The sequence below is a fragment of the Streptomyces monomycini genome, assembly GCF_022271435.1.
GTDB classification, from domain to species: Bacteria; Actinomycetota; Actinomycetes; order Streptomycetales; family Streptomycetaceae; genus Streptomyces; species Streptomyces monomycini.
The window spans coordinates 1-20,896 of sequence record NZ_JAFIQY010000074.1; the positions used below are offsets into that span (position 1 = coordinate 1).

Genomic DNA, 20,896 nt, shown 5'->3' on the forward strand with positions numbered 1-20,896 from the left:
CGGGCGCCGGCGGCCCGGCCCCGGCGCCCGGCCGTCCGCGCGCGGCCCCGGCGTGCCGCGCGTGGCGCGGTCGTGAGGTGTACGCGAGGGGTAACGGGCCGGTCACGAAAGGCCAGTTGGGGCGGGAGGCGGTATTGCGGGGCCGGTGATCCGGGCGTAGGACTGTGCCCGGCGGACCGTCGCACGGCGCGGACCGCCACACGGCGCTCAGTGCACCGCACGGGAGGGGCTTACGGGGATGGGCACTTCACGCACACGGCGCGCCGGCGCGCGCACCACGGCGACCGGCCGTACGGCGAACGGCCAGGCGGCCGCCCGCGCCCGCGTCACCGCGACCACCCGCGTCGCCCTGGCGCTCGCCGCGGCGGGCGCCCTGACGCTGACCGCGTGCAGCGGCAGCGGTAACGGCGGTGACGGCGGCAAGAGCGGGGACAGCAGCAAGGGCAGCGGCGGCGTCTCCGTTCAGCTCCCCCGGCTGTCCGGCCAGAAGCTCCAGGTCGCGGCGGTGTGGACCGGCCCGGAGCGGGCGAGCTTCCTGAAGGTGCTGGAGGAGTTCGAGAAGCGCACCGGCGCGACGGTCGACTACATCCCCAGCGGTGACGACATGGCCGGCTTCATCGGCTCGAAGATCGCCGGCGGCGGGCAGCCGGACGTGGCGTTCCCGCCGCAGGTCGGCGTGTTGCGGGAGTTCGCCCGCAAGGGCTGGCTCAAGCCGCTCGGGCCCGAGGCCAAGGAGCAGCTCGCCAAGAACTTCTCCCCGGGCTGGCGGCAGCTCGGCTCGTACGACAGCACCGAGTACGGCGTGTATTACAAAGCCAGCAACAAGTCGCTGATCTGGTACAACGCCAAGGCGTTCGAGAACGCGGGGGTGGCCGAGCCGAAGGACTGGGCGGAGTTCCTGAAGACGGCGCAGACCATCGCGGACTCCGGGGTTCCGCCGGTCTCGGTGGGCGGCGCGGACGGCTGGACGCTGACCGACTGGTTCGAGAACATCTACCTCTCCCAGGCCGGACCGGAGAAGTACGACCTGCTGGCCCAGCACAAGATCAAGTGGACCGACCCGTCCGTCACCCAGGCGCTCACCGCTCTCGGCCGGCTCTTCGGCACACCGGGCCTGCTGGCCGGCGGCAACAGCGGCGCGTTGCAGACCCAGTTCCCGGCGTCGGTCACCCAGACCTTCAGCGGCGAGCAGCCGAAGGCCGCCATGGTCTCCTCCGCCGACTACGCCGCCACCAACATCGCGCAGACCAAGGCCAAGGTCGGCACGGACGCCAAGGTGTTCCCGTTCCCCGCGGTGGGCTCCCGGTCCCCGGTGGTCACCGGCGGCGACGCGGCGGTGGCCCTGAAGGACACCAAGGGCGCGCAGGCCCTGCTCACCTTCCTCGCCTCCACGGACGCCGCGAAGATCTGGGCGCAGGCCGGCGGGTTCGTCTCCCCCAACAAGGAGCTGGACCAGGCCGCGTACGCCAACGACACGATGCGCGAGATCGCCGCGGCGCTGATCAAGGCGGGCGACGCCTTCCGCTTCGACATGTCCGACCAGGCGCCGGCCGGCTTCGGCGGCAAGCCGGGCCAGGGCGAGTGGAAGGACCTCCAGGACTTCCTGAAGAACCCCAAGGACATCGCGGGCACCCAGAAGAAGCTGGAGCAGGACGCCGCCAAGGCGTACGGCAGCTGACCCGGAGCGCCCGTACGGCGGCGGATCCCGCGCGGCCCGCCGCCGCAGCAGCGCACCCACGGTGCGCACCGCCGCCCGACCGCATCGACCGGGGGACACCACCATGAACGCTGCGACCGCGGGCGGGCCGGCCGGCCCGGTCCGTCCGCGCACCGGCACGCTGCGCCGGGTCAAGAGTGTGGCGGGCACCCGCCCCTGGGTCGCCGCCGTCTTCCTGCTGCCCGCCCTCGTCCTGCTCGGGGCGCTGGTCGTCTACCCCATCGGCTTCTCGGTCTACCGGAGCCTGTTCGACACGTCCGGCGACGGCTTCGTGGGCCTGGGCAACTACGTCGAGCTGTTCTCGGACGAGCGGATCCGCATCGCGCTGAAGAACAACGTCATCTGGGTCGTGGTGGCCCCGACCGTCGCCACCGCGCTCGGCCTGATCTTCGCGGTGCTCACCGAGCGGGTCCGCTGGGGCACCGCCTTCAAGCTGGTCGTCTTCATGCCGATGGCGATCTCGATGCTGGCCGCGGGCATCATCTTCCGGCTGGTGTACGACCAGGACCCCGAGCGCGGTGTCGCCAACGCCGTGTGGGTCGGCGTCCACGACACCTTCGCGGAGCCCGCGCCGTACCCGGGCGCCAAGCCGCGGCCCAACGCCGGGCTGACGGCGTCCGGCGGCGCGTACACCACGGCGAAGCCGGTGCGCGCGGGTGACCCGGCGAACCTGCCGCTGGTGGCCGTGCAGCCCGCCGACCTGGGCGACGCGCGCCCGGCGACGGCCGCGCGCCCGGAACCCGGCAAGGTCACCGGCACCGCCTGGCTGGACTTCACCCGCGGTGGCGGCGGCACCGCGAACATCATCGACCGCGCCGAGAAGGGGCTGCCCGGCCTGACCGTCGAGGCGGTCAAGGACGGGCGGACCGTCGCGAGCACGACCACCGGCCCGGACGGGCGGTTCACGCTGCCCGCCGCGGCGGACGGCGCACAGCTGCGGCTCCCCGCGGCGAACTTCGCCGCGGCGTACAACGGCGTGAACTGGCTCGGCCCGGCCCTGGTCACCCCGGCCATCATCGGCGCGTACATCTGGATGTGGGCCGGGTTCGCGATGGTGCTGATCGCGGCGGGCCTGGCCGGGATGCCGCGGGAGCTGCTGGAGGCGGCGCGGGTGGACGGCGCCAACGAGTGGCAGGTCTTCCGCCGGGTGACGGTGCCGCTGCTGGCGCCCGTCCTGATCGTCGTGCTGGTCACGCTCATGATCAACGTGCTGAAGATCTTCGACCTGGTCTACATCATCGCGCCGGGCTCCAGCCTCAAGGACGCCAACGTCCTCGCGCTCCAGCTCTTCCAGTCGTCGTTCGGCACGGATGTGGACCAGGGCATCGGCAGCGCCATCGCGGTGTTCCTGCTGCTGCTCGTCCTGCCGGTGATGTACGTCAATCTCCGGCGCCTACGGAAGGAGCGCGGGCGATGACGACCGCCGACGGTGTCGTACGGGCCAAGCAGTCGCTGCCCGCCCGGATCGCGGCCCGCACGGGCGGCGGTGTCCTGCGGGTCGTGCTGATCCTGATCGGGCTGTTCTGGCTGATGCCGACGGTCGGCCTGCTGGTGTCCTCGCTGCGCTCGCCGCAGGACATCGCCGAGTCCGGCTGGTGGCAGGTCTTCGCCGAGCCCGCCCAGCTCACCTGGTCCAGTTACGGCCATCTCCTGGAGAACGCCAAGGTGATGGACTCGCTGCTGACCACCGCGCTGATCACGGTCCCGGCGACGGTGCTGGTGGTCGTCATCGGGGCGCTGGCCGGGTACGCGTTCGCCTGGATGGACTTCCCCGGCCGCGACGCCTGGTTCATGGTCGTGGTCGGCCTGCTGGTCGTGCCCGTGCAGGTCGCGCTGATCCCCGTCGCCGAGCTGTTCGGCGCGATCGGGCTGTTCGAGACGACGCCCGGCGTGATCCTCTTCCACACCGCCTTCGGCCTGCCCTTCGCGGTGTTCCTGCTGCGCAACTTCTTCGCCGAGATCCCGCGCGAACTGCTGGAGGCGGCCCGGCTGGACGGCGCGAACGAACTGCGCCTGTTCACCCGGGTGGTGCTGCCGCTGGGCGGGCCCGCCATCGCCTCGCTGGGCATCTTCCAGTTCCTGTGGGTGTGGAACGACCTGCTGGTGGCGCTGATCTTCGCGGACAGCGGCAGCCCGCCGATCACGGTCGCGCTCCAGCAGGAGGTACGGCAGTTCGGCAACAACATCGACGTACTGGCGCCCGGCGCGTTCCTGTCGATGGTGGTCCCACTGGTCGTCTTCTTCGCCTTCCAGCGGCAGTTCGTCTCCGGGGTGATGGCGGGCGCGGTGAAGTGAGCGCGCCCGGCGGGTGCCGGAGGGGTACGGGAGCGGGCGCGGGGCGCTACGGGAGCGGGCTCGGGCCGGTACGGGAACGGGCGCGGGGGCGTAAGGGAACGCTGTGCCGTAGGCCACTTTCCGTTCACGTTGCTGCCCCACGATGACGGCCACGCCGACGACGCCACCTCCCCGACCGTCTGGAGACGGACCGCACATGACTGCACCCTCCGCAGACCTCAGTGCCGAGCAGCTCCCGCGCCCCGCCCGGCTGGCCGACGTGAAGGGCTGGTTCTTCACCGCCGACCAGCTGCTCTTCGACTGGTTCCTGGCCCGCCAGGAGGACCGGGCCGAGCCGGGCGACCTGCTCGAACTCGGCGTCTACCTGGGCAAGAGCGCCATCTTCCTGGGCGCCCGGCTGCGCGCCGGCGACCGGTTCACGGTCTGCGACCTGTTCGACTCCCCCGCCGAGGACGCCTCCAACTCCAAGGAGATGGCGAAGTCCTACGCCACGCTGACGCGCCGCGCCTTCGAGGCCAACTACCTGGCCTTCCACGACGAGCTGCCGGAGATCGTGCAGGGGCTCAGCTCCAGCGTGGCGCGGCACGTCGAGCCGGGCAGCTGCCGCTTCGCGCACATCGACGCCTCGCACCTGTACGAGCATGTGCACGGCGACATCGTCACGGTGCGCGACCTGCTCACGCCCCAGGGCGTCGTCGTCCTCGACGACTTCCGCGCCGAGCACTGCCCCGGGGTGGCCGCCGCGACCTGGCAGGCGGTGACCGGACTGGCGCTGCGTCCGATCTGCATCACGCCGACCAAGTTCTACGGCACGTGGGGCGATCCCGCGCCCGTACAGGCGGCGCTGCTAGCGTGGCTGACCGGCCGCGAGGGGGTGTGGCACGAGGTGCAGGAGGTCAACGGGGCGCCGCTGATCCGGCTGAGCGCCAAGAACGCCAAGGAGCCCGCGCACCCGGTCTCCCGGCACCGTACGGAGCCCGCGCGCGACGCCGCCCCGGCGGCCGCGGCCTCCGCCGTTTCCTCCGCCTCCCCCGCTGCCGGATCGCGGACGCCCGCCCGCGCCGCCGCGTCCCGTCCGGCCGCCACCCGGGCGCGCCGCAGTCCGGCCCGCCGTCTCGCGGTGAACGTCCTGCCGCCGTTCATCACCAAGGCCGTCGTCGCCGCCCGCCGCCGCTCGGCGGCCCGCTGAGCGCGGGCCGCCCCCGCCCTCACCCGACGACCGCCCCGGGGCCCGTGAGGGTGCGCCCGGCGCCGTCCTGGCGGGCCGCGGCCCGTTCGGCGGCCCGGGGCGACGGGGCGGTGCGGCGTTCGCCGGGCGGCAGCAGGGGCAGCAGGTCGTCCTCGCCGAGGAGTACCCGGCGCACCACCCGCTCCGCGGCCAGCCCGTCGTCGTACTGGCAGAAGCGCTCCCGGAAGGCGGCCCGCAGCGACGCCGCCGCCGGGCCGTCCCAGCGCCCCGAGTGGAAGGCCCCGGCGATGTCCGCCTCGTCCGCCGCGAGGACGCCGGGGGTGTCGCCGGGCCGTCCGGACAGCAGGTCGACGTAGACGCCGCGGGTGAGCCGGAAGGCATCCCAGTCGGCGGTGTGCACGACGATCGGCCGGTCGAGGTCGGCGTAGTCGAACAGGACCGAGGAGAAGTCGCACAGCAGCGCGTCGGCGGCCAGGCACAGGTCCTCGATGTGCGGGTGGCCGGAGACGTCCAGGACCGCGCCCTCCTCCTGGAGGGCGGCCGTGTGCGGGTCCACGCCCAGGTAGGGGCCGCTGTACGGGTGGGCGCGGACCAGGAGCTGGAAGCGCGGGCCGAGCGCCGCGGCGAGGCGGGCCACGTCCAGCGGCGGGACGGTGCCGCCCGGCCCGCCGCGGTGGGTGGGGGCGTACAGGACGGCGGTCGCGCCGGGCCGGACGCCGAGCGCGGCCCGCAGCGCGCGCACTTCGGCCGCGGTGGCGGTGGCGTACCGGTCGTTGCGGGGGAAGCCGGTGGCCAGCGTCTCGTACGAGCTGGGGTAGGCGCGTTCCCAGATCTCGCTGGAGTGCTGGTTGGCGGAGAGGCAGTAGGTCCACTGGTCGGCGTGTTCCAGGGCCCGGCCGGGGCCCGGGCCCGCCGGGCTGCCCGGGTAGCGGTGCGAGTCCAGGCCGGTGGCCTTCAGCGGGGTGCCCTGGTGGGTCTGGAGGCAGATCTGTCCCGGCCGTCCGGCCGCGCCGGGAAAGTCGCCGTCGGTGACCAGGTAGGTGGCGCGGGCCAGGAGTTCCCAGTAGCGGCGGGAGCCTACGGTGACGTGGTCCGCGCCTGCCGGGACGGCGTCCACGGCATCCTGATGGACGGCCCAGACGCCGTGCAGTTGGGGCGCGATCTCGCGGGCCTTGCGGTCGACGGCGTACGGATTGCCGGTCACCGCGCGGTTGCCGCGCGCGCCGTAGAGCACCAGGTCGGCGTCGAGCGGGGTGTGCAGCCGCAGGCCGTAATAACGCCGGAAGGCCGTGCGGGCGGCGGCCTCGCCGCGGTCCCGCAGTTCCTTGGCCACCTCGCGCCGCAGCACCTGCGCGCCGTGCAGCGACCGGTAGGCGCGGTACGAGCGCAGGGCGGCGGGCAGCGGCGCGCCGTCCGGCCGGTGTGTGCGGATGCAGCGGCTCGCGGCGCGGAAGAAGGCGGCGCGGTCGGCGGGCACGATGCGGTCGGGATCGTCGAGGATCGCCAGCAGCCGGTCGGTCATGCGGGCGTGCAGGACGGTCCGCAGCGGAAGCCGGACGTCTTCCGCCGGGGCCGGCTCCCCGCCCCCGTCCGGCTCCCCCGGCAGCAGATCGTCCAGCCGGGCGAACAGCTCCTCGTACCGCTCGACGGCCACGAAGTGATGGCGCCCGGGTGTGGTCACGGCGCTGCCCCGCCGCCGCTCGCGCCAGGTGACGCACACCCGGTCCAGCGCCGCGACGCGCCCGGCGGTCAACAGGCTCTCGTACGCGTACGGGACGTCCTCGTACGGGCCGTCGGCGAAGGCGAGCCCCCGGCCGGTCCAGTGCTCGCGGCGCACCGCGCGGTTCCACGCGGCGGGCTCGACGCCGAGCACGCCGGGGCGCTGCACGGCGTCGAACAGCGTGCCCTCCGCCGCCTCCAGGAAGGCGCCGTCACCGCTGGGCCGCCGCCGTTCCCAGACGTCCGTCCGGTCGTGGTCCCACAGCAGGACGTCCGGCTCGCCGCACGCCCGCAGCCGCGCGTCGACGGCGGCCAGCGCGCCGGGGGCCAGCGTGTCGTCGCCGTCGAGGAAGAGCAGGTAGTCGCCGCCGGCCAGCGCGGCACCGGCGTTGCGGGACGGGCCGGCGCCGCTCGGCCGGCGCTGGTGCAGGGCGGTCAGGCGGGGGTCCTGGCGCGCGTACTCGTCGATGATCGCGCCGGTGGCGTCCGCCGAGCAGTCGTCGACGGCGATCAGCTCCACGTCCCGGTGGGACTGTTCCAGTACGGAGTCGAGGCAGGCGCGCAGGAAGCCCTGGACGCCGCGGGCAGGGACGATGACGCTGAACCGGGGCATGGCAATCCCAAGGTCGGGGCTCGCAGGTCCGAGGACACAGGAGGAACGGACGCAGAGCGTAATCACTTCACTACGCACTGTCGATCGCGTCCGTCACCCGTTCGGCCCTGACCCGGTGACCCGCCGTCGCGTGGCGAGTTGAGCGGTGCACCTCGGACCACGGCGGCGGGGCCACGGACGCGGGCGGCGGAAGCCGTGGACAGCGGACGGCGGGAGCCGCGAACGGCGGGTGGCAGGGCCCCGCGCCCGGCCGCGGGGCGCGGGACGGCAAGATGGCCCGGAGCAGGGGCGCGCACGCAACCGTGGGCCGGCTCGCGGCCTCCGTACGGAAGGGGCCCTCGGCCCTCCGGCGCCGACCACACCGACACGAAATGTAGATGTAGTGACTGTGAATGAAGCCCCAGAGCCGCGGCCGGGGTCTGCCCTCACGCCGTCCGCGCAGGTCAGCATCGTCGTCATCGCCTACAACGACGCCACGCTGGTCGGCGCGGCGGTGCGCTCCGCGCTGGCGCAGGGGGACGCGATCGCCGAGGTGATCGCGGTCGACGACGCCTCCACCGACCGCACCGGCCAGGTCCTGGACGACCTCGCGCGCGAGCACCCGCGGCTGCGGGTGCTCCACCGGGAGGACAACAGCGGTGGCTGCGGCACGCCCCGCAACGACGGGCTGCGGGCCGCCACCGGCCGCTTCGTGATGTTCCTGGACAGCGACGACGTGCTGCCCGAGGGCGCCGTCGACGCCCTCCTGGCGGCCGCGCTGCGCCACGACACCCCGGTGACGGCGGGCCTGTGCGTGCGCCGCGAGCTGCCGGGGCCGCGCGAGGTGGCCTGGCAGCCGGACCTCTACCGCGCGCCCGCACTGCACGACCCCGTCACCGCCCACCCCGAGCTGGTCGGCGACACCCTGTGCGTCAACAAGCTCTACGACCGGGCCTTCCTCCTCGACCACGGCATCCTCTTCCCCGACGGCCGCTTCACCTACGAGGACTTCGTCTTCACCTCCCGGGTGCTGGCCGCCGCCCCGCGCCTCGCGGTGGTCCCCGACGAGGTGTACGTCTGGCACGTCCGGCGCAGCGCCAAGAAGCAGTCGATCTCGCTGGACCGCAAGGACGTCGCCAACTGGGAGGCCCGTATCGAGGCGCACCGCACCAGCGTGCGGATCTTCGCGGACGCCGGGCACAAGGGCCTCGCGAGCGCGGCGCGCACCAAGTTCCTCGACCACGACCTGCGGATGTACGTACGGGAGCTGCACACCCGCGGCACGGACTACCGGCAGGAGTGGTGGCGGCTGACCCGCGCCTACCTGGCCGGGTTCGAGGAGGGCGAACTGCTCGCCGCCACCGCCCCGGCCCGCTGGCTCGCCCGGGTGCTGCTCGCCTCCGAGACGCCGGTGGACTCCGACCGGCTCACCCAGCTCGCCGCGCGCCCCGGACGGCTGCTGCCGCCGTACGCGCGGGACGGCGAGCGGCCCGTGTGGTCGGCCGGCCTGTCCGAGGCCGAACTGGACGGCCTGGAGGCGCTGCCCGCCGACCGGCTGCCGGTGACCGTCGACGCCGAGCCCGTCCTCGGCGCCCGCTCCCTGCTGCGGCTGCGCGTGCACGAGCTGTACGGGCGGGTGGGCGCCGCCGGGCCGGTCGGCATCGACGTGGAGCTGCGCCGCCGGGCGGACGGCCGCCGCGGGCCCGTGCACACCGCCACCCTCACCCCGGACCCGTCCGGAGACGCCTGGACGGCCGAGACGGCGCTCGACCTCGGTGCGCTGATCAGCCGTGGCGACAGCGGCTCCGGCACCCCCGTGCCGTGGGACCTGACGGCTCAGGTGCGCTGCGCGGACGGCTCCGTGCTGCACGCCGCGCTGCGGGCCACCGGCCCCGGGCTGCGGCGGCACGCGCTGCCCAGCGCCCGGCACGGCCTGCTGCTGGCGCAGCCGTACGCGACCACGGGCGGAGCACTGGCGCTGCGGATGGCGTCCGGTATGCGTACCGCGTGGCAGATCGCGGCCCGCAAGCTGCGTCGCGGCGGCGGGCGCGCTCGTTAGTCATGTCACAGCGGCCCGGCCGGCGGCGGCCGGGCCCGGCTCGGCGGAGGCCCTGCGACGGCCCCGGTCAGCGCGCCGGACCCGGCCGCCGTGGCCTCCGGGGCGCCGCCCGCCGGCGTCCGCACCGCACCACCCGACGAGCAACGACCCCCTTAGGATGGCGAGATGTCTTACTTGATCACGGGCGGCGCCGGCTACATCGGCGCCCACGTCGTACGGGCCATGACACAGGCGGGCGAGCGGGTCGTGGTGCTCGACGACCTCTCCACGGGCGTGGCCGCCCGGGTCCCCGAGGGCGTGCCGATGGTGGTGGGCTCCACCCTGGACCGCGAGCTGCTGGACCGGACCATCGCCGAGCACGGCATCACCGGTGTCGTGCACCTGGCCGCGAAGAAGCAGGTCGGCGAGTCCGTCGAGATGCCGCTGCACTACTACCGCGAGAACGTGTACGGCCTGCAGACGCTGCTGGAGGCCATGGCGGCGGGCGGCGTCGGCCAGTTCGTCTTCTCGTCCTCCGCGGCCGTCTACGGCATGCCGGACGTGGACCTGGTCACCGAGGACACCCCCTGCGCGCCGATCAACCCGTACGGCGAGACCAAGCTCGTCGGCGAGTGGATGGCGCGCGCGGCGGGCAAGGCGCACGGCATCAGCACCGCGTGCCTGCGCTACTTCAACGTGGCCGGCACCGCCACCCCCGAGCTGGCCGACACGGGCGTCTTCAACATCGTCCCGATGGTCTTCGAGAAGCTCACCGACGGCGAGTCCCCGCGGATCTTCGGCGACGACTACCCGACCCCGGACGGCACCTGCATCCGCGACTACATCCACGTCGCGGACCTCGCCGACGCCCACCTGGCCGCCGCGCGCAAGCTGGCCGAGCCCGGCCCGGTGCGCGACCTGACCCTGAACATCGGCCGTGGCGAGGGCGTCTCCGTCAAGGAGATGGTCGACCTGATCACCGAGATCACCGGTCACACCGACGCCGTCGCCGAGGTCACCCCGCGCCGTCCCGGCGACCCGGCCCGGGTCGTCGCGGCCGCCGACCGGATCGCCGGCGAGCTGGGCTGGAAGGCGCGCCACGACGTGCGCGACATGATCACTTCGGCCTGGCAGGGCTGGCAGCACCACCGCGCCGGCGCCTGATCCGAGCCCCTTCGTACGCCCCCGGTGCCGCCGGGGGCGTACGTGTTCTCAGGTTTTCAGGCCGTTTCGCAGGGGCCCGTCGGCCGCAGTGCGTAGCACTCGTCCGGAATGCCGCGCTCCGGGTCGCGGAAGTACGGGTACGCGGCGTACTCCCGGCCGTCCGCGTCCGTCACCGGCGGCCCCTGCTCCCGCCCGGTGTCCGCGCGGACGATCTCGCTCAGCTCGTCCACCAGCCCTTCCCGCAGGCAGTGCGCGCGCAGCCGCAGCCGGGGCGGGAGGGCGACCAGCACCCGGTCGGTGAGGTAGGCCTCGACCAGCGGACGGGCGGCCTTCGCCATGGCGCGGCGCCCCTCGGCGTCCCGGGCGAGGTACGGCGCGGCGAACTGGGCGAGGATCTCGCCGTGGAAGTGGCGGACCATGAGCGTGTCGCGCTCGGGGCCCGGCGGCACCAGCTCCGCGACCTCGGCGAGCACGGTGGCGATGTAGCCGAGGTGCTCGGGCCAGTCGAGATCCTGGCGGCTGGCGTTGGAGTCGTCGTCGCGGCCCTGGAGGTAGTAGCAGTCGTAGTCGCCGAGGACGGAGACGGTGTCCGCGCCGAGCAGGGCGCGGATGCCGAAGGGCAGGTCCTCGGCGAGCAGCCGCCCTTCGACGAAGCGCAGTCCGCGCTCCTGGACGTAGGCGCGGCGGAAGAGTTTGTAGGCGGCCAGCGTCCAGTAGACGGGCGAGTCCCAGGGCGTGACGCGGGGGCTGGTGGTGCGCAGGTCGACGGGGGCCGGGCGCCCGCCGGTGCCGACTATGCGCCCGTAGACGAGGTCCGAGCCGTGGGTGTCGGCCAGGGCGGTGAGCCGTTCCAGGGCTTCGGTGCCGAGGTGGTCGTCGGAGTCGAGGAAGAAGAGGTACCGGCCGCGGGCCTGGTCCATGCCGACGTTGCGCGGCCGTCCGGCGCCGCCCGACGGCGGCTGGTGGAGCACCGTCAGGTTCGGGTGCGTACGGGCCTGTCCGTCCAGCCAGGCGCCGCTGCCGTCGTCGGACCCGTCGTCCACGGCGATCACCTCGACGGCGTCCGGCCCGAGGCTCTGGGCGAAGACGGAACCCAGGCACTGTTCGAGGTAGCGCCGGGTGTTGTGCACCGGCACGACGACGGAGACGACGGGGTCGCGGGGACCCCGGCTCGCGAGAGCGGGCGGACGGTCTGCTGCCACGGTGTGCCTCTTCCGTCATCCGGTACGGGCCGGCCCCGCGGTGCGCGAGGCCGGGCCCGTCCAGGGTGCCTCAGCGCTCCAGCAGGGCGAAGAGATCCTCCCAGCGCTTCAGGATGCGGTCGGTCGAGTAGCGCTGGACGTTCTCCCGCGCCGCCGTGCCGAGCCGGTCGCGCAGCTCCTTGTCGGAAATCAGCGCGTCGATGTGGCGGGCCAGTTCGGTGGTGTTGCCGACCACCGCCAGCAGGCCGTCCTCACCGTCCCGCACGATCTCGTGGACGCCGGGCGCGCAGTCGAACGCCGCGCACGGCACGCCGCCGGCCATCGCCTCCATGAGGGACAGCGGGAAGCCCTCGGCCCGGGAGGACTGGGCGAAGACGGACGCGCCGCGCAGCGCCCCGGCCACGTCGTCGGTACGGCCCATGAACTCCACGGAACCGTCCAGGCCGAGCATGGCGGCCTGCTTCTTCAGCAGGTCCTCGTCGTCGCCGGAACCGTAGATCCGCAGGGTCCAGTCCGGGTGATCGGGCGCGACCATGGCCCAGGTGTCCAGGAGCAGGTCGACGCCCTTCTCGTCGGAGAGCCGGCCGATGCTGGCGACGACCTTCGCGGTGCGGTCGGAGGGCATTTCGGGCATCACCGGCAGCGGGTTGGGCATGAAGTCCGCGTTGTCCATGCCCTGGCGGATCCACAGGTCCGCATCCTCACGGGTGAGCGCGAGCAGCCGGTCCACGCCCCGGTAGTACTTCTTGACCCGCCCGAAACGCGAGGACTTGCGGCAGGCGTCGAAGGACTCGTGGGTCATGCCGACGACCGGCAGGCCCGCGGTGTCGGCGAGCGCCACCCACTCCATGGCCCACACCTGCGTCACGATGACCACGCCGCCCGGCCGGGCCCCGCGGAACAGCGCGCTGAGCTTGTCCGCCTGCTGCTGCATCCCGGCCTGGCGGGCGGCGCGCCGCCGCTGTTCGGCGATGTTCAGGCGGCCCTTGATGCCGCGGGCGGCCGGTACGGCCTTGGGCGGGTGCGCGTCGTACAGGGTCGTCGTCGTGTACGGCAGGTCGTCGCCGAGGTCGGCGCGCAGCTCCTCGGGGGCCGGTACGACGCCGACGACGTGCACCCGGTGGCCGCTCTCGGTGAAGAGCCGGGCCATCTGGTGCGACCAGGTGGTCACACCGCCCATCTCGTCGACGTTGTTGTTGACGATGAAGATGTCACGCCCGGTCATGGGCTTCCCCCTTCACGGAAGAACCGCTGTGCGCGGAGCCGGTGATGACGGCGGGGCCGGGCAGCGCGCCGCCGTGCGCCGGACCGCTGTCCGGTTCTTCGGCGGCTCCGGCGCCGCCGAAGAACCGGTCGACGATCCGGCGGGCCGCGTCGCCCTGGTCGTACTCGCCGAACTCGGCGGTGAAGCGGCGCCGTGCCTCCCGGTGGCCCTCGTCGGCCGCCTTGAGGCCCTCGATGGCCGCGAACAGCTCCTCGGCCGTGCCCAGCACCGGGCCCGGCGCCTTCTCCTTGAGGTCGAAGTAGGTGCCGCGCGCCTCGTTGGCGTATTCCTCGTAGTCGTACGCGAAGAACAGCATCGGCCGGTCGAGCAGGGCGTAGTCGAACATCACGGAGGAGTAGTCCGTGATCATGCCGTCGGCCAGCTGGAGCAGCGGGGTGATGTCGTGGTGCCCGGTGACGTCGATGACCTTGCCGCGCACGGAGGGCGGCAGCACCACGTTGTTCAGGTAGTGCGAGCGCATCAGCAGCACGAAGCGGTCACCGAAGCGCTCGGCGAACTCGTCCACGTCAAAGGGGAGTTCGAAGCCGCGGACCGAACCGTTGGGGTTGGCGCGGAAGGTCGGGGCGTACAGCAGCACCGTCTTGTCCGCGCCGATGCCCAGCTCCTCGGCGAGCGGGCCGCGTTCGCGCACGCCGCTCGCCTCCTCGGCGCGGCGCGTCGCGACCAGCGCGTCGTTGCGCGGGTAGCCGCTGCGCAGCAGCACCTCGTCGCGCAGCCGGAAGGCACCGGCCAGGGTCCGTACGTCGTGCTCGGAGCGGACCAGGAAGTGGTCGAAGCGGTCCAGGACCTTCTGGAAGTCCTCCTTGGCGGCCCGCGTCTTGAGCTTCATGCGCGGCTCGTCGAAGCCCATGCGCTTGAGGGCGGAGCCGTGCCAGGTCTGGATGTAGGTGGTCTCCGGGCGCTTGACCAGGCGCAGCGGGAAGCCCTGGTTGTCGATCCAGAACTCGGCCTGGGCGAGGGCGCGCAGGTACTGCCAGCTCCAGCGTTTGACGAGGGTGGCGTCCTGGGGGAAGCCCTCCGGCTTCTTGCCGTCGTAGGCCCACACGGCCTCGAAGTCGACGCCCTGGCGGCGCATCTCCTCGTAGATGGCGCGGGGGCTGTCGCTGTACTGCTTGCCGAGGTGGCTCTCGAAGACGACCAGGCCCTTGCGGACGGGCAGCTTGCTGAACACCTCGTGGTAGACGCGCAGCTTGGTCTCGCCGGAGTTCAGGTCGCGCTGGGCCTTGCGGGCCTTGCGCACACCGCTCTTGGCGAGGTCGGCGGCGGGGCTGCGCAGCGCCTGCCGCAGTACGTCGTTGGTGCGCCGGGCCGCCTTGCCCTGGGCATCCAGGACGAAGGAGAGGTGACCGCGCTTGGAGGTGGCGGGCTCGACGCGGTCGGAGACCAGCCGGCTGAGGCGGGGGCGGACCCGCAGCGCGTGGGCGCTGTCGAGGTCGACGCCGCCGACGGTCAGGCGGGTGCGGGTGGTGACACCGTCCACGTCCAGGATCAGCCGGACGTCCCAGACGGCGTCGATCACGCCGAGCGGGCGCAGCCGGCGGGCGAGGTCCAGTTCGGCGTCCCAGTGCAGGCCGTCCGCCGCGATGCGCAGGGAGGTCAGCGGGAAGGAGAACGCCTGGAGGCTCTTGCGGCGGGCCTTGAGTTCGAGCCGGCCGCGCAGCGGGGTGCCGGGGGCGACCTTGCCGAGCGGGTTGACGACGGTGCCGGCCAGCCGGACCGTGCCCTGTCCGTCGTCCTCGTAGGCGGTGAGCTGGTTGCGCAGGAACAGCTTGCCGACCGAGCGGGTGTGGTACCCGGCGTCGGTGACGTCCAGGACGCGGCGGCCCTCGGGGTCGTCGAGGTGTTCGGCGCACCAGTAGATGCGGCCGTCGCGCTCGGCGAGCGGCGAGGAGAGTTTGTCGCGGTTGATCAGTGTGTCCACCGCGGGCATCAAATTCGCCCAGTCCTCCCGGGCGAGGAGGTAGGCGCAGATCGCCTGAATGCGCTGGACCCGTTCGTACGCCTCGGGGGCGATACCGGCGAGATAGCCGTTGGCCATCCGGGCGAACTCGCGGCGGTAGTCCTCGTCCAGCAGCGGAAGATCACGCAGATGCAGCACGAGGTCGTGCTTGAGGAACTTGACGTCCTTGTGGAATTTGAGGTCGTCCAGCCCCTCGCGCTCCAGCAGTTCGTCCACCCGGCGGTGGATCTCCATGCGATGCGCGAAGTTGGCGATCTCGTGGCGCCTGTTGCTGATCGACTTGGTGGCGGCCTTCTCGAACACGTTCCAGAAGTAGACGTGGTTGGGGATCAGCGTGATGCGCCGGGCCGCCACGTACGCCTGGGCCGAGAAGAGCAGGTCCTCGTAGTGGATGCCGACGGGAAAGACGAGCCCGGCCGCCAGGAGGAATTCCCGCCGATAGCACTTGTTGGTCGACAGCGTGTCGAAGACCAGCAGGTCGGGCAATTCGGAAATGGATTCGATGGTCCGGGTGCGGGAGTACAGCCAGGGATACCACTCGGTCTGCTTCTTGTGACGGGAATCGACCTCGACCCGTACGCACATCCCGGAGACCAGGTCGGCGCCGGTGCGCTCGGCCGCCTCCAGCATGTTGCGGCAGGCGTTCGGCTCCAGGACGTCGTCGCTGTCCAGGAACATCACGTACGCGCCGGTGGCGTGCTGGACGCCGTGGTTGCGGGGCGCTCCGCAGCCGCCGCTGTTCTCCGGCAGCTGGAGCGCCCGCACCCGGTCGGGGTGGGCGGCGGCGAGCTGCCGGGCCACGTCGAAGGATCTGTCCGTGCTGCAGTCGTCGACGATCAGAACTTCGACTCCGTGGAGCGTCTGGTCCAGTACGGACCGGACGGCCGTCGGTAGCCGGTCGGCGTCGTTATAGACGATCACGACTACGGAGACGTCAGGCACGGGCACCCCAATCCTCTTTTCATAGCGCTGCGGGATCCCAAAGCTACCTTGGCCAGCGACCGGCCCGGCACGCCGTCGACCGGCGTACGAGCGCACGTTCGCCGCCGCACCTCGCTCTTGTCAAACCGCATTATTGCGGACATTTGGCTTACCGTAGGACTCTCGACCCGGGGACGATCTCCCGCATCGAGAACCGGGTCCCGACATGCCGTACATGAAAAACGGATCACCCAAAAGCGGCATCTACTCGCTCAAGACGCAGGTGACCAGGGAAGCGCGGCCGCCCCGTGAATGTGACGATCAAAATGCTGACCGCGCCGGCCGAACGCCTGGCGACGCCACGATGCGCGCCGCCTTTCGCAGCATTGCTGGCCATGGGTGCCTATTGCCTCGGTATGACGATGCTCGGCAGCTATCCGTTCGGTACCCGCTCACGCGCCGTCAACGACCTCGGAAATCAGTTCGTACCGTTCCACACCCGTCTGTGGGACCTGCTGCACGGCAGCACCACCGGTGACCTGCTCCTCAACTGGAACAGCGGTTACGGTGTGCCCTTTCTCGCCGACTTCCTCACCTATCTGATGAATCCGTTCTCCTGGCTTGTCGGCCTCTTCCCCCGCGACCTCGCCGAGCTGCCGGTGTTCCTCGTCACGCTGGGCTGCGTCGGCCTCGGCACCGCCCTGATGACCGTCTTCCTCGGGCGGCTGCACCCCGGCTCGCCGTGGCTGCGCGCGCTGCTCGCGGTGGGCTACGGCACCTGCGCCTGGGTCGTGAGCGACGGCAGCGCCGACCCCATGTGGATGTGGGGGCTGGTCTCGCTGCCGCTGACCGGCATCGCCGCCGACTGGTGCCTGCACCGGCGCCGCTGGGTGGCCGGCACCCTGCTCGTCGGCGTGTCGTGGGCGGGGAACTTCTACACGGCGGCGATGGCGACCCTCGCCATGGCGCTGGTCTTCGCCCTGCGCCTGCTGCTCGCCGCCGAGGTGCCCGTACGGGACCGGCTGCGTTCCCTGGCCCGTGCCGCCACCATGGCGCTGACCGGCGTCCTGCTGGCGGCCCCGGCGATCACCGTCACCCTCAAGGCCAGCAAGGCGTCCCGGCCCGCCCCGGAGGCCGTCTACCGGGGCCGGCCACCGACGCTGGACTTCGTCGCGGAGCTGCTGCCCGGCGGGCGCGGCTCGGTGCCCGCGCCGCACCTGTTCATCGGGATGCTGGGGCTGCTGCTGATGGCGGCCTTCCCCTTCGTCCGTGCCATTCCGGTCCGTACGCGGGTCGCCTGGTACGTCCTGGCCGCCGGTGTCGCGGTCTCCTTCGTGTGGAAACCGACGCTGCTGCTCTGGCACGGCCTGGCGGTCCCCAACGGCAGCCCGTACCGCGCCTCCTTCGTGCTCAGCGCGCTCCTGGTGATGATCGCGTGGCTGGCGCTGGCGCACCGGCCGCGCCCGCGCGAGCTGGCGGCCGGGGCCGTACTGGTCGCCCTGCTCGCCGCGCTGTGCCACGGCCGCAGCGTGGTCGGCCCGGCCACCTGGATCCTGGTGCTGGGCTCCGGCGCGGTGGTGCTCGCGGCGCTGGTGGCACTGGCCCGGCACCGCGCGTGCAGCACCGTACGTACCCTCGCCGCAGCTGCCCTGACCTGCGCAGTCTTCTTCGGGTCGGCCTATGCGGCGTTCTCCGTGACGGCCGTCAGGGACCAGCTCGCCTGGTGGGAGCCGAAGATCACGCTCGACGACCGGTCGATCGCGGTCCACCGGGAGATCAGGGAAAGCGAGGACTGGCCGCGCTCGCGCACCGACCCCGGACCGCACGAGTTCGCCAACAACGACCCCCTGCTGCTGGGCGGCGAGGGCGGCTCGTACTACAGCAGCTATGTACCGGAACGGACCGCGCGCACCCTGCGCGAGATGGGCGGCGGCTGGTACATCCACGGCCGTCACCTCCGCAGCGTCGAGGACCCCGTGAGCCGCGCGGTCCTGGCGGTGAGCAGCTTCCGCACCGGTCCGCAGGCCGGGCCGGTCGACGTGGGGCGGGCCGCCGCCGCGCCCCTGCTGACCGTACGGCCCGGCCTGTCCGCGGACGGCCTCGACCAGCGGCGGAGCGGGGCTGCCGCGCGGGGCATCGACGTACGCGCCGATCCGCGCGTCGGCGGCGGATCGGTCTTCGCCCGCCAGGAGCGGCTGCTGGGCGCGCGGGTGTACGAGGTGCCGGCGCTGCGCCCGGTGGGCGGGGGCGGCGGCGCCGGGGGTCCGGCCGCGGGGAGTCACGCGGTGGCCGTTCCGGGGAGCGGGGCCGTGCGTCCGGTGCCGCGCCTGGTCGACGGCGAGTGGCGGCTGCCCGCGACCCGCCGGGGCGGCGCGGCCGTCTTCACGGCCCGGTGCACACCGGGCTCCGACGTCTACTGGTACGCGCCCTGGTACCACGGCAAGGTACGGGCCGCCGGCCATACCTCCCCCGGGTTCGGCATCCGGGAGACGACCGCGAACCCGGTCAAGGGCCTGGGCGTCACCCCGGCCGACGGGCGGCTGACGGTGTCCTTCAGCAACCCGAAGGCCCAGCGCGTCCCCGGCCGCCCGCTCGGCTGCCTGAACCGCGAGAAACTCGCCGCCGCCGTCACTGACCTGCGGAAACAGGCCCCGGTACGGCTCTCGTCGAGCGGCCACGGGCTGTCCGCCGAGCTGCCCGCGCACAGCACGGGCACGGCCGTCCTCGCGGTGCCGACGGTCACCGGCTGGGGCTGCCGGGTGGACGGTGGTGCCTGGCGCGCCCCGCACTCGTTCGGCGGTCTGACGGCCGTACCCCTCGGAGCGGGCGCCGCACGGGTGGACTGCTCGTACCGTCCGCCCGGGCTGCTGCCGGGACTGACCGCGAGCGGCGCCGCGCTGGGGGTGCTGGCCGCCGTGGCCGTCACCTGCGGTGTGCGGCGGCGCCGGGGCGGGAGCCGGGTGCGGCGCACCGTCCGGCCGCCGCGCTCGAATCGTGACATTTCGTCTGATTAGTAGACTTGCTGCCTGGGACGTGGTGGCTCCCGCCGCGCTCCGCCCCGGCGAAAGGGCCCCCTATGAAGCTCTCGGTCGTTGTCCCCTGTTACGACGAAGAGGAAGTCATCGGGCGCTTCGACGAGGAGATCCGCGGGGTGCTCGGCCGGCTCGCCGTCGAGTACGAGCTGTGCTACGTCGACGACGGCAGCACCGACGGCACCCTGCACCGGATACGCACCCTCGCCCAGCAGCACCGCCCCACCACCCGCTACGTCTCCTTCAGCCGTAACTTCGGCAAGGAGGCCGCGATGCTCGCGGGCCTGAAGGAGGCCGGCGGCGACGCCGTCATCCTGATGGACGCCGACCTCCAGCACCCGCCCCAGCTCATCGAGAAGATGCTGGACCTCTACCAGCTCGGCCACGACCAGGTCATCGCCAGGCGCAGCCGGGAGGGCGACAAGCCGCTGCGGAGCATGGTCAGCAAGCTGTACTACCGCGCCGTCAACAAGTGGGTGGACGTGGAACTGACCGACGGGGTCGGCGACTTCCGGCTGCTGTCGCGCACCGCCGTGGACGCGCTGGTCTCACTGCCCGAGTACAACCGCTTCTCCAAGGGCCTGTTCTCCTGGATAGGCTTCGACACCGTCACCTTCGACTACCGCAACGCCCAGCGCGAGGGCGGCCGGACCAAGTGGCGCTTCGGCGCCCTGGTCAACTACGGCATCGACGGCATGATCTCCTTCAACAGCCGCCCGCTGCGGGTGGCGATCTACACGGGGCTGAGCCTGGCCGGGCTGGCCGCCGCGTACGCCCTGTGGATCATCGGCGCGGCGGTCGCCGGGGGCATCACCGCGCCCGGCTATGTGACGCTGGTGGCGATCATCGTGGGCCTGGGCGGGCTCCAGATGGTGATGCTCGGCCTGATCGGCGAGTACATCGGCCGCATCTACTACGAGACCAAGCGGCGCCCGCACTTCCTGGTCAAGGAGACCAACGGGACAGCGCCCACCCACACTCCGACGGCCCGGGTCGCCGGGCGGACGCGCCGATGAGACGTCGGCCGTACCGCCGGCCGTCACGGGGGCGGTTCTCGGCCGGGCGGGTCCGGTTCGGACGGTTCTCGGTCGGGCGGTGCTCGTTCGGGCGGGTCAGGTTGCGGAGGCTGCCGATCGGGCGGTTGCCGTTCGGGCGGCTGCCGTTCGGGCGGCTGCTGCGTTTCGCCGTCGTCGGTGGCGTCAACACCCTCACCTTCTACGGGTGCTACCTGGCGCTGCATCCCTGGATGGCGTACTTCGCCGCCTACACGATCGCGTTCCTGTTCAGCATGGTGGGCTCGTTCTTCCTGAACACCTACTTCACCTACCGCACCCGTCCCACCTGGAAGAAGTTCCTGCTCTTCCCGCTCACCCAGGTCACCAACTACATGGTGCAGAGCGCGGGTCTGGTCGTGCTGGTCAACTGGTGCGGGCTCGGCACCCGTATCGCGCCGCTGGTCGCCTCGGTGATCGCGATCCCGTTCACCTATCTGGTGTCCACCCGCATCCTCCTGCCCCGACGGGCGCGGCCCCACGGGACGGATGCCGCTCCGGTCGGCGAGGGGGACGGCCGTACGGGTGACGAGGCTCAGCCGGTACGGTGCGCCGGGCCACTCTGACCTCGCGGGACCGGCTGGGCCCGCCACTCCTGGAACGTGCCGTCCGCCCCCGCGTCCCGCTGCCGCACCACATGCAGCCGTCCGTCGTTGCCGAGGACGGCCAGCACGGCGCGTCCGTCGGTGTCCTGCCCCACGGCCGCCGCACCCGAATGCGGCACCTTCCC

14 protein-coding genes are annotated in these 20,896 nt (G+C 72.7%); 9 read left to right on the forward strand and 5 right to left on the reverse strand.

From position 1 onward, the window contains the following. Positions 1-238 precede the first annotated feature (238 nt). The 4 genes from JXZ78_RS39490 to JXZ78_RS39505 all read left to right on the forward strand — a co-directional run bounded on the left by JXZ78_RS39490 (position 239) and on the right by JXZ78_RS39505 (position 5,201). A complete protein-coding gene (locus JXZ78_RS39490; RefSeq protein WP_238783706.1) occupies positions 239-1,678 on the forward strand; it encodes an ABC transporter substrate-binding protein in 1,440 nt (479 codons plus the stop codon). A gap of 103 nt (positions 1,679-1,781) precedes the next feature. Beyond that, positions 1,782-3,134 (forward strand): carbohydrate ABC transporter permease, encoded by a 1,353-nt coding sequence (locus tag JXZ78_RS39495; protein WP_030024699.1) that lies wholly within the window; start codon positions 1,782-1,784, stop codon positions 3,132-3,134. Further along, positions 3,131-4,012, forward strand: coding sequence for a carbohydrate ABC transporter permease (locus JXZ78_RS39500; protein ID WP_030024700.1), 882 nt, complete (start codon positions 3,131-3,133; stop codon positions 4,010-4,012). Before JXZ78_RS39495 ends, JXZ78_RS39500 begins: the two co-directional genes overlap by 4 nt. Before the next feature lie 196 nt (positions 4,013-4,208). Then, entirely contained in the window at positions 4,209-5,201 is a 993-nt protein-coding gene (locus tag JXZ78_RS39505) for a class I SAM-dependent methyltransferase (RefSeq protein ID WP_030024701.1), read from the forward strand. Positions 5,202-5,220: 19 nt separating this feature from the next. Here the strand turns inward: JXZ78_RS39505 and JXZ78_RS39510 are convergent, their stop codons facing one another. Next, the gene (locus tag JXZ78_RS39510) at positions 5,221-7,533 is read right to left on the reverse strand and encodes a bifunctional glycosyltransferase/CDP-glycerol:glycerophosphate glycerophosphotransferase (protein ID WP_063726192.1); all 2,313 of its coding nucleotides are present in this window, start codon (positions 7,531-7,533) and stop codon (positions 5,221-5,223) included. Between the two features lie 388 nt (positions 7,534-7,921). Here JXZ78_RS39510 and JXZ78_RS39515 point away from each other — a divergent pair, with 388 nt between their 5' ends. Both JXZ78_RS39515 and galE read left to right on the forward strand, forming a co-directional pair. Then, positions 7,922-9,571, forward strand: coding sequence for a glycosyltransferase family 2 protein (locus JXZ78_RS39515; RefSeq protein ID WP_050503050.1), 1,650 nt, complete (start codon positions 7,922-7,924; stop codon positions 9,569-9,571). A 165-nt stretch (positions 9,572-9,736) separates the two neighbouring features. Further along, complete coding sequence (gene galE / locus JXZ78_RS39520) at positions 9,737-10,714, forward strand: UDP-glucose 4-epimerase GalE (RefSeq protein WP_030024704.1); 978 nt, start codon at positions 9,737-9,739, stop codon at positions 10,712-10,714. A gap of 56 nt (positions 10,715-10,770) precedes the next feature. On the opposite strand, the gene JXZ78_RS39525 is transcribed toward galE, so the two are convergent. From JXZ78_RS39525 to JXZ78_RS39535, 3 genes are all read right to left on the reverse strand, one after another. Next, positions 10,771-11,916: a glycosyltransferase family 2 protein gene (locus JXZ78_RS39525; RefSeq protein WP_078624702.1), complete on the reverse strand. Its 1,146-nt coding sequence runs from the start codon at positions 11,914-11,916 to the stop codon at positions 10,771-10,773. Positions 11,917-11,986: 70 nt separating this feature from the next. Beyond that, positions 11,987-13,141: a glycosyltransferase gene (locus tag JXZ78_RS39530; protein WP_030024707.1), complete on the reverse strand. Its 1,155-nt coding sequence runs from the start codon at positions 13,139-13,141 to the stop codon at positions 11,987-11,989. Continuing rightward, positions 13,128-16,109, reverse strand: a complete 2,982-nt coding sequence (locus JXZ78_RS39535) for a bifunctional glycosyltransferase/CDP-glycerol:glycerophosphate glycerophosphotransferase (RefSeq protein WP_238783707.1) — start codon at positions 16,107-16,109, stop codon at positions 13,128-13,130. The genes JXZ78_RS39530 and JXZ78_RS39535 overlap by 14 nt, the downstream gene beginning before the upstream one ends. A gap of 368 nt (positions 16,110-16,477) precedes the next feature. Here JXZ78_RS39535 and JXZ78_RS39540 point away from each other — a divergent pair, with 368 nt between their 5' ends. The 3 genes from JXZ78_RS39540 to JXZ78_RS39550 all read left to right on the forward strand — a co-directional run bounded on the left by JXZ78_RS39540 (position 16,478) and on the right by JXZ78_RS39550 (position 20,732). Further along, on the forward strand, positions 16,478-19,096 hold the full coding sequence (locus tag JXZ78_RS39540; RefSeq protein WP_238783708.1) for a YfhO family protein: 2,619 nt from the start codon (positions 16,478-16,480) through the stop codon (positions 19,094-19,096). A 62-nt stretch (positions 19,097-19,158) separates the two neighbouring features. Then, positions 19,159-20,130 carry a glycosyltransferase family 2 protein gene (locus JXZ78_RS39545; protein ID WP_238783709.1) on the forward strand — a complete coding sequence of 324 codons (972 nt, stop codon included), beginning with the start codon at positions 19,159-19,161 and terminating at the stop codon, positions 20,128-20,130. Between the two features lie 101 nt (positions 20,131-20,231). Further along, positions 20,232-20,732 (forward strand): GtrA family protein, encoded by a 501-nt coding sequence (locus JXZ78_RS39550; protein ID WP_308281083.1) that lies wholly within the window; start codon positions 20,232-20,234, stop codon positions 20,730-20,732. Here JXZ78_RS39550 and JXZ78_RS39555 read toward each other — a convergent pair. Continuing rightward, positions 20,702-20,896, reverse strand: a 195-nt coding sequence (locus tag JXZ78_RS39555) for a hypothetical protein (RefSeq protein WP_372498494.1), incomplete at its 5' end; no start/stop codon positions are given. The two genes, JXZ78_RS39550 and JXZ78_RS39555, sit on opposite strands and share 31 nt — an antisense overlap.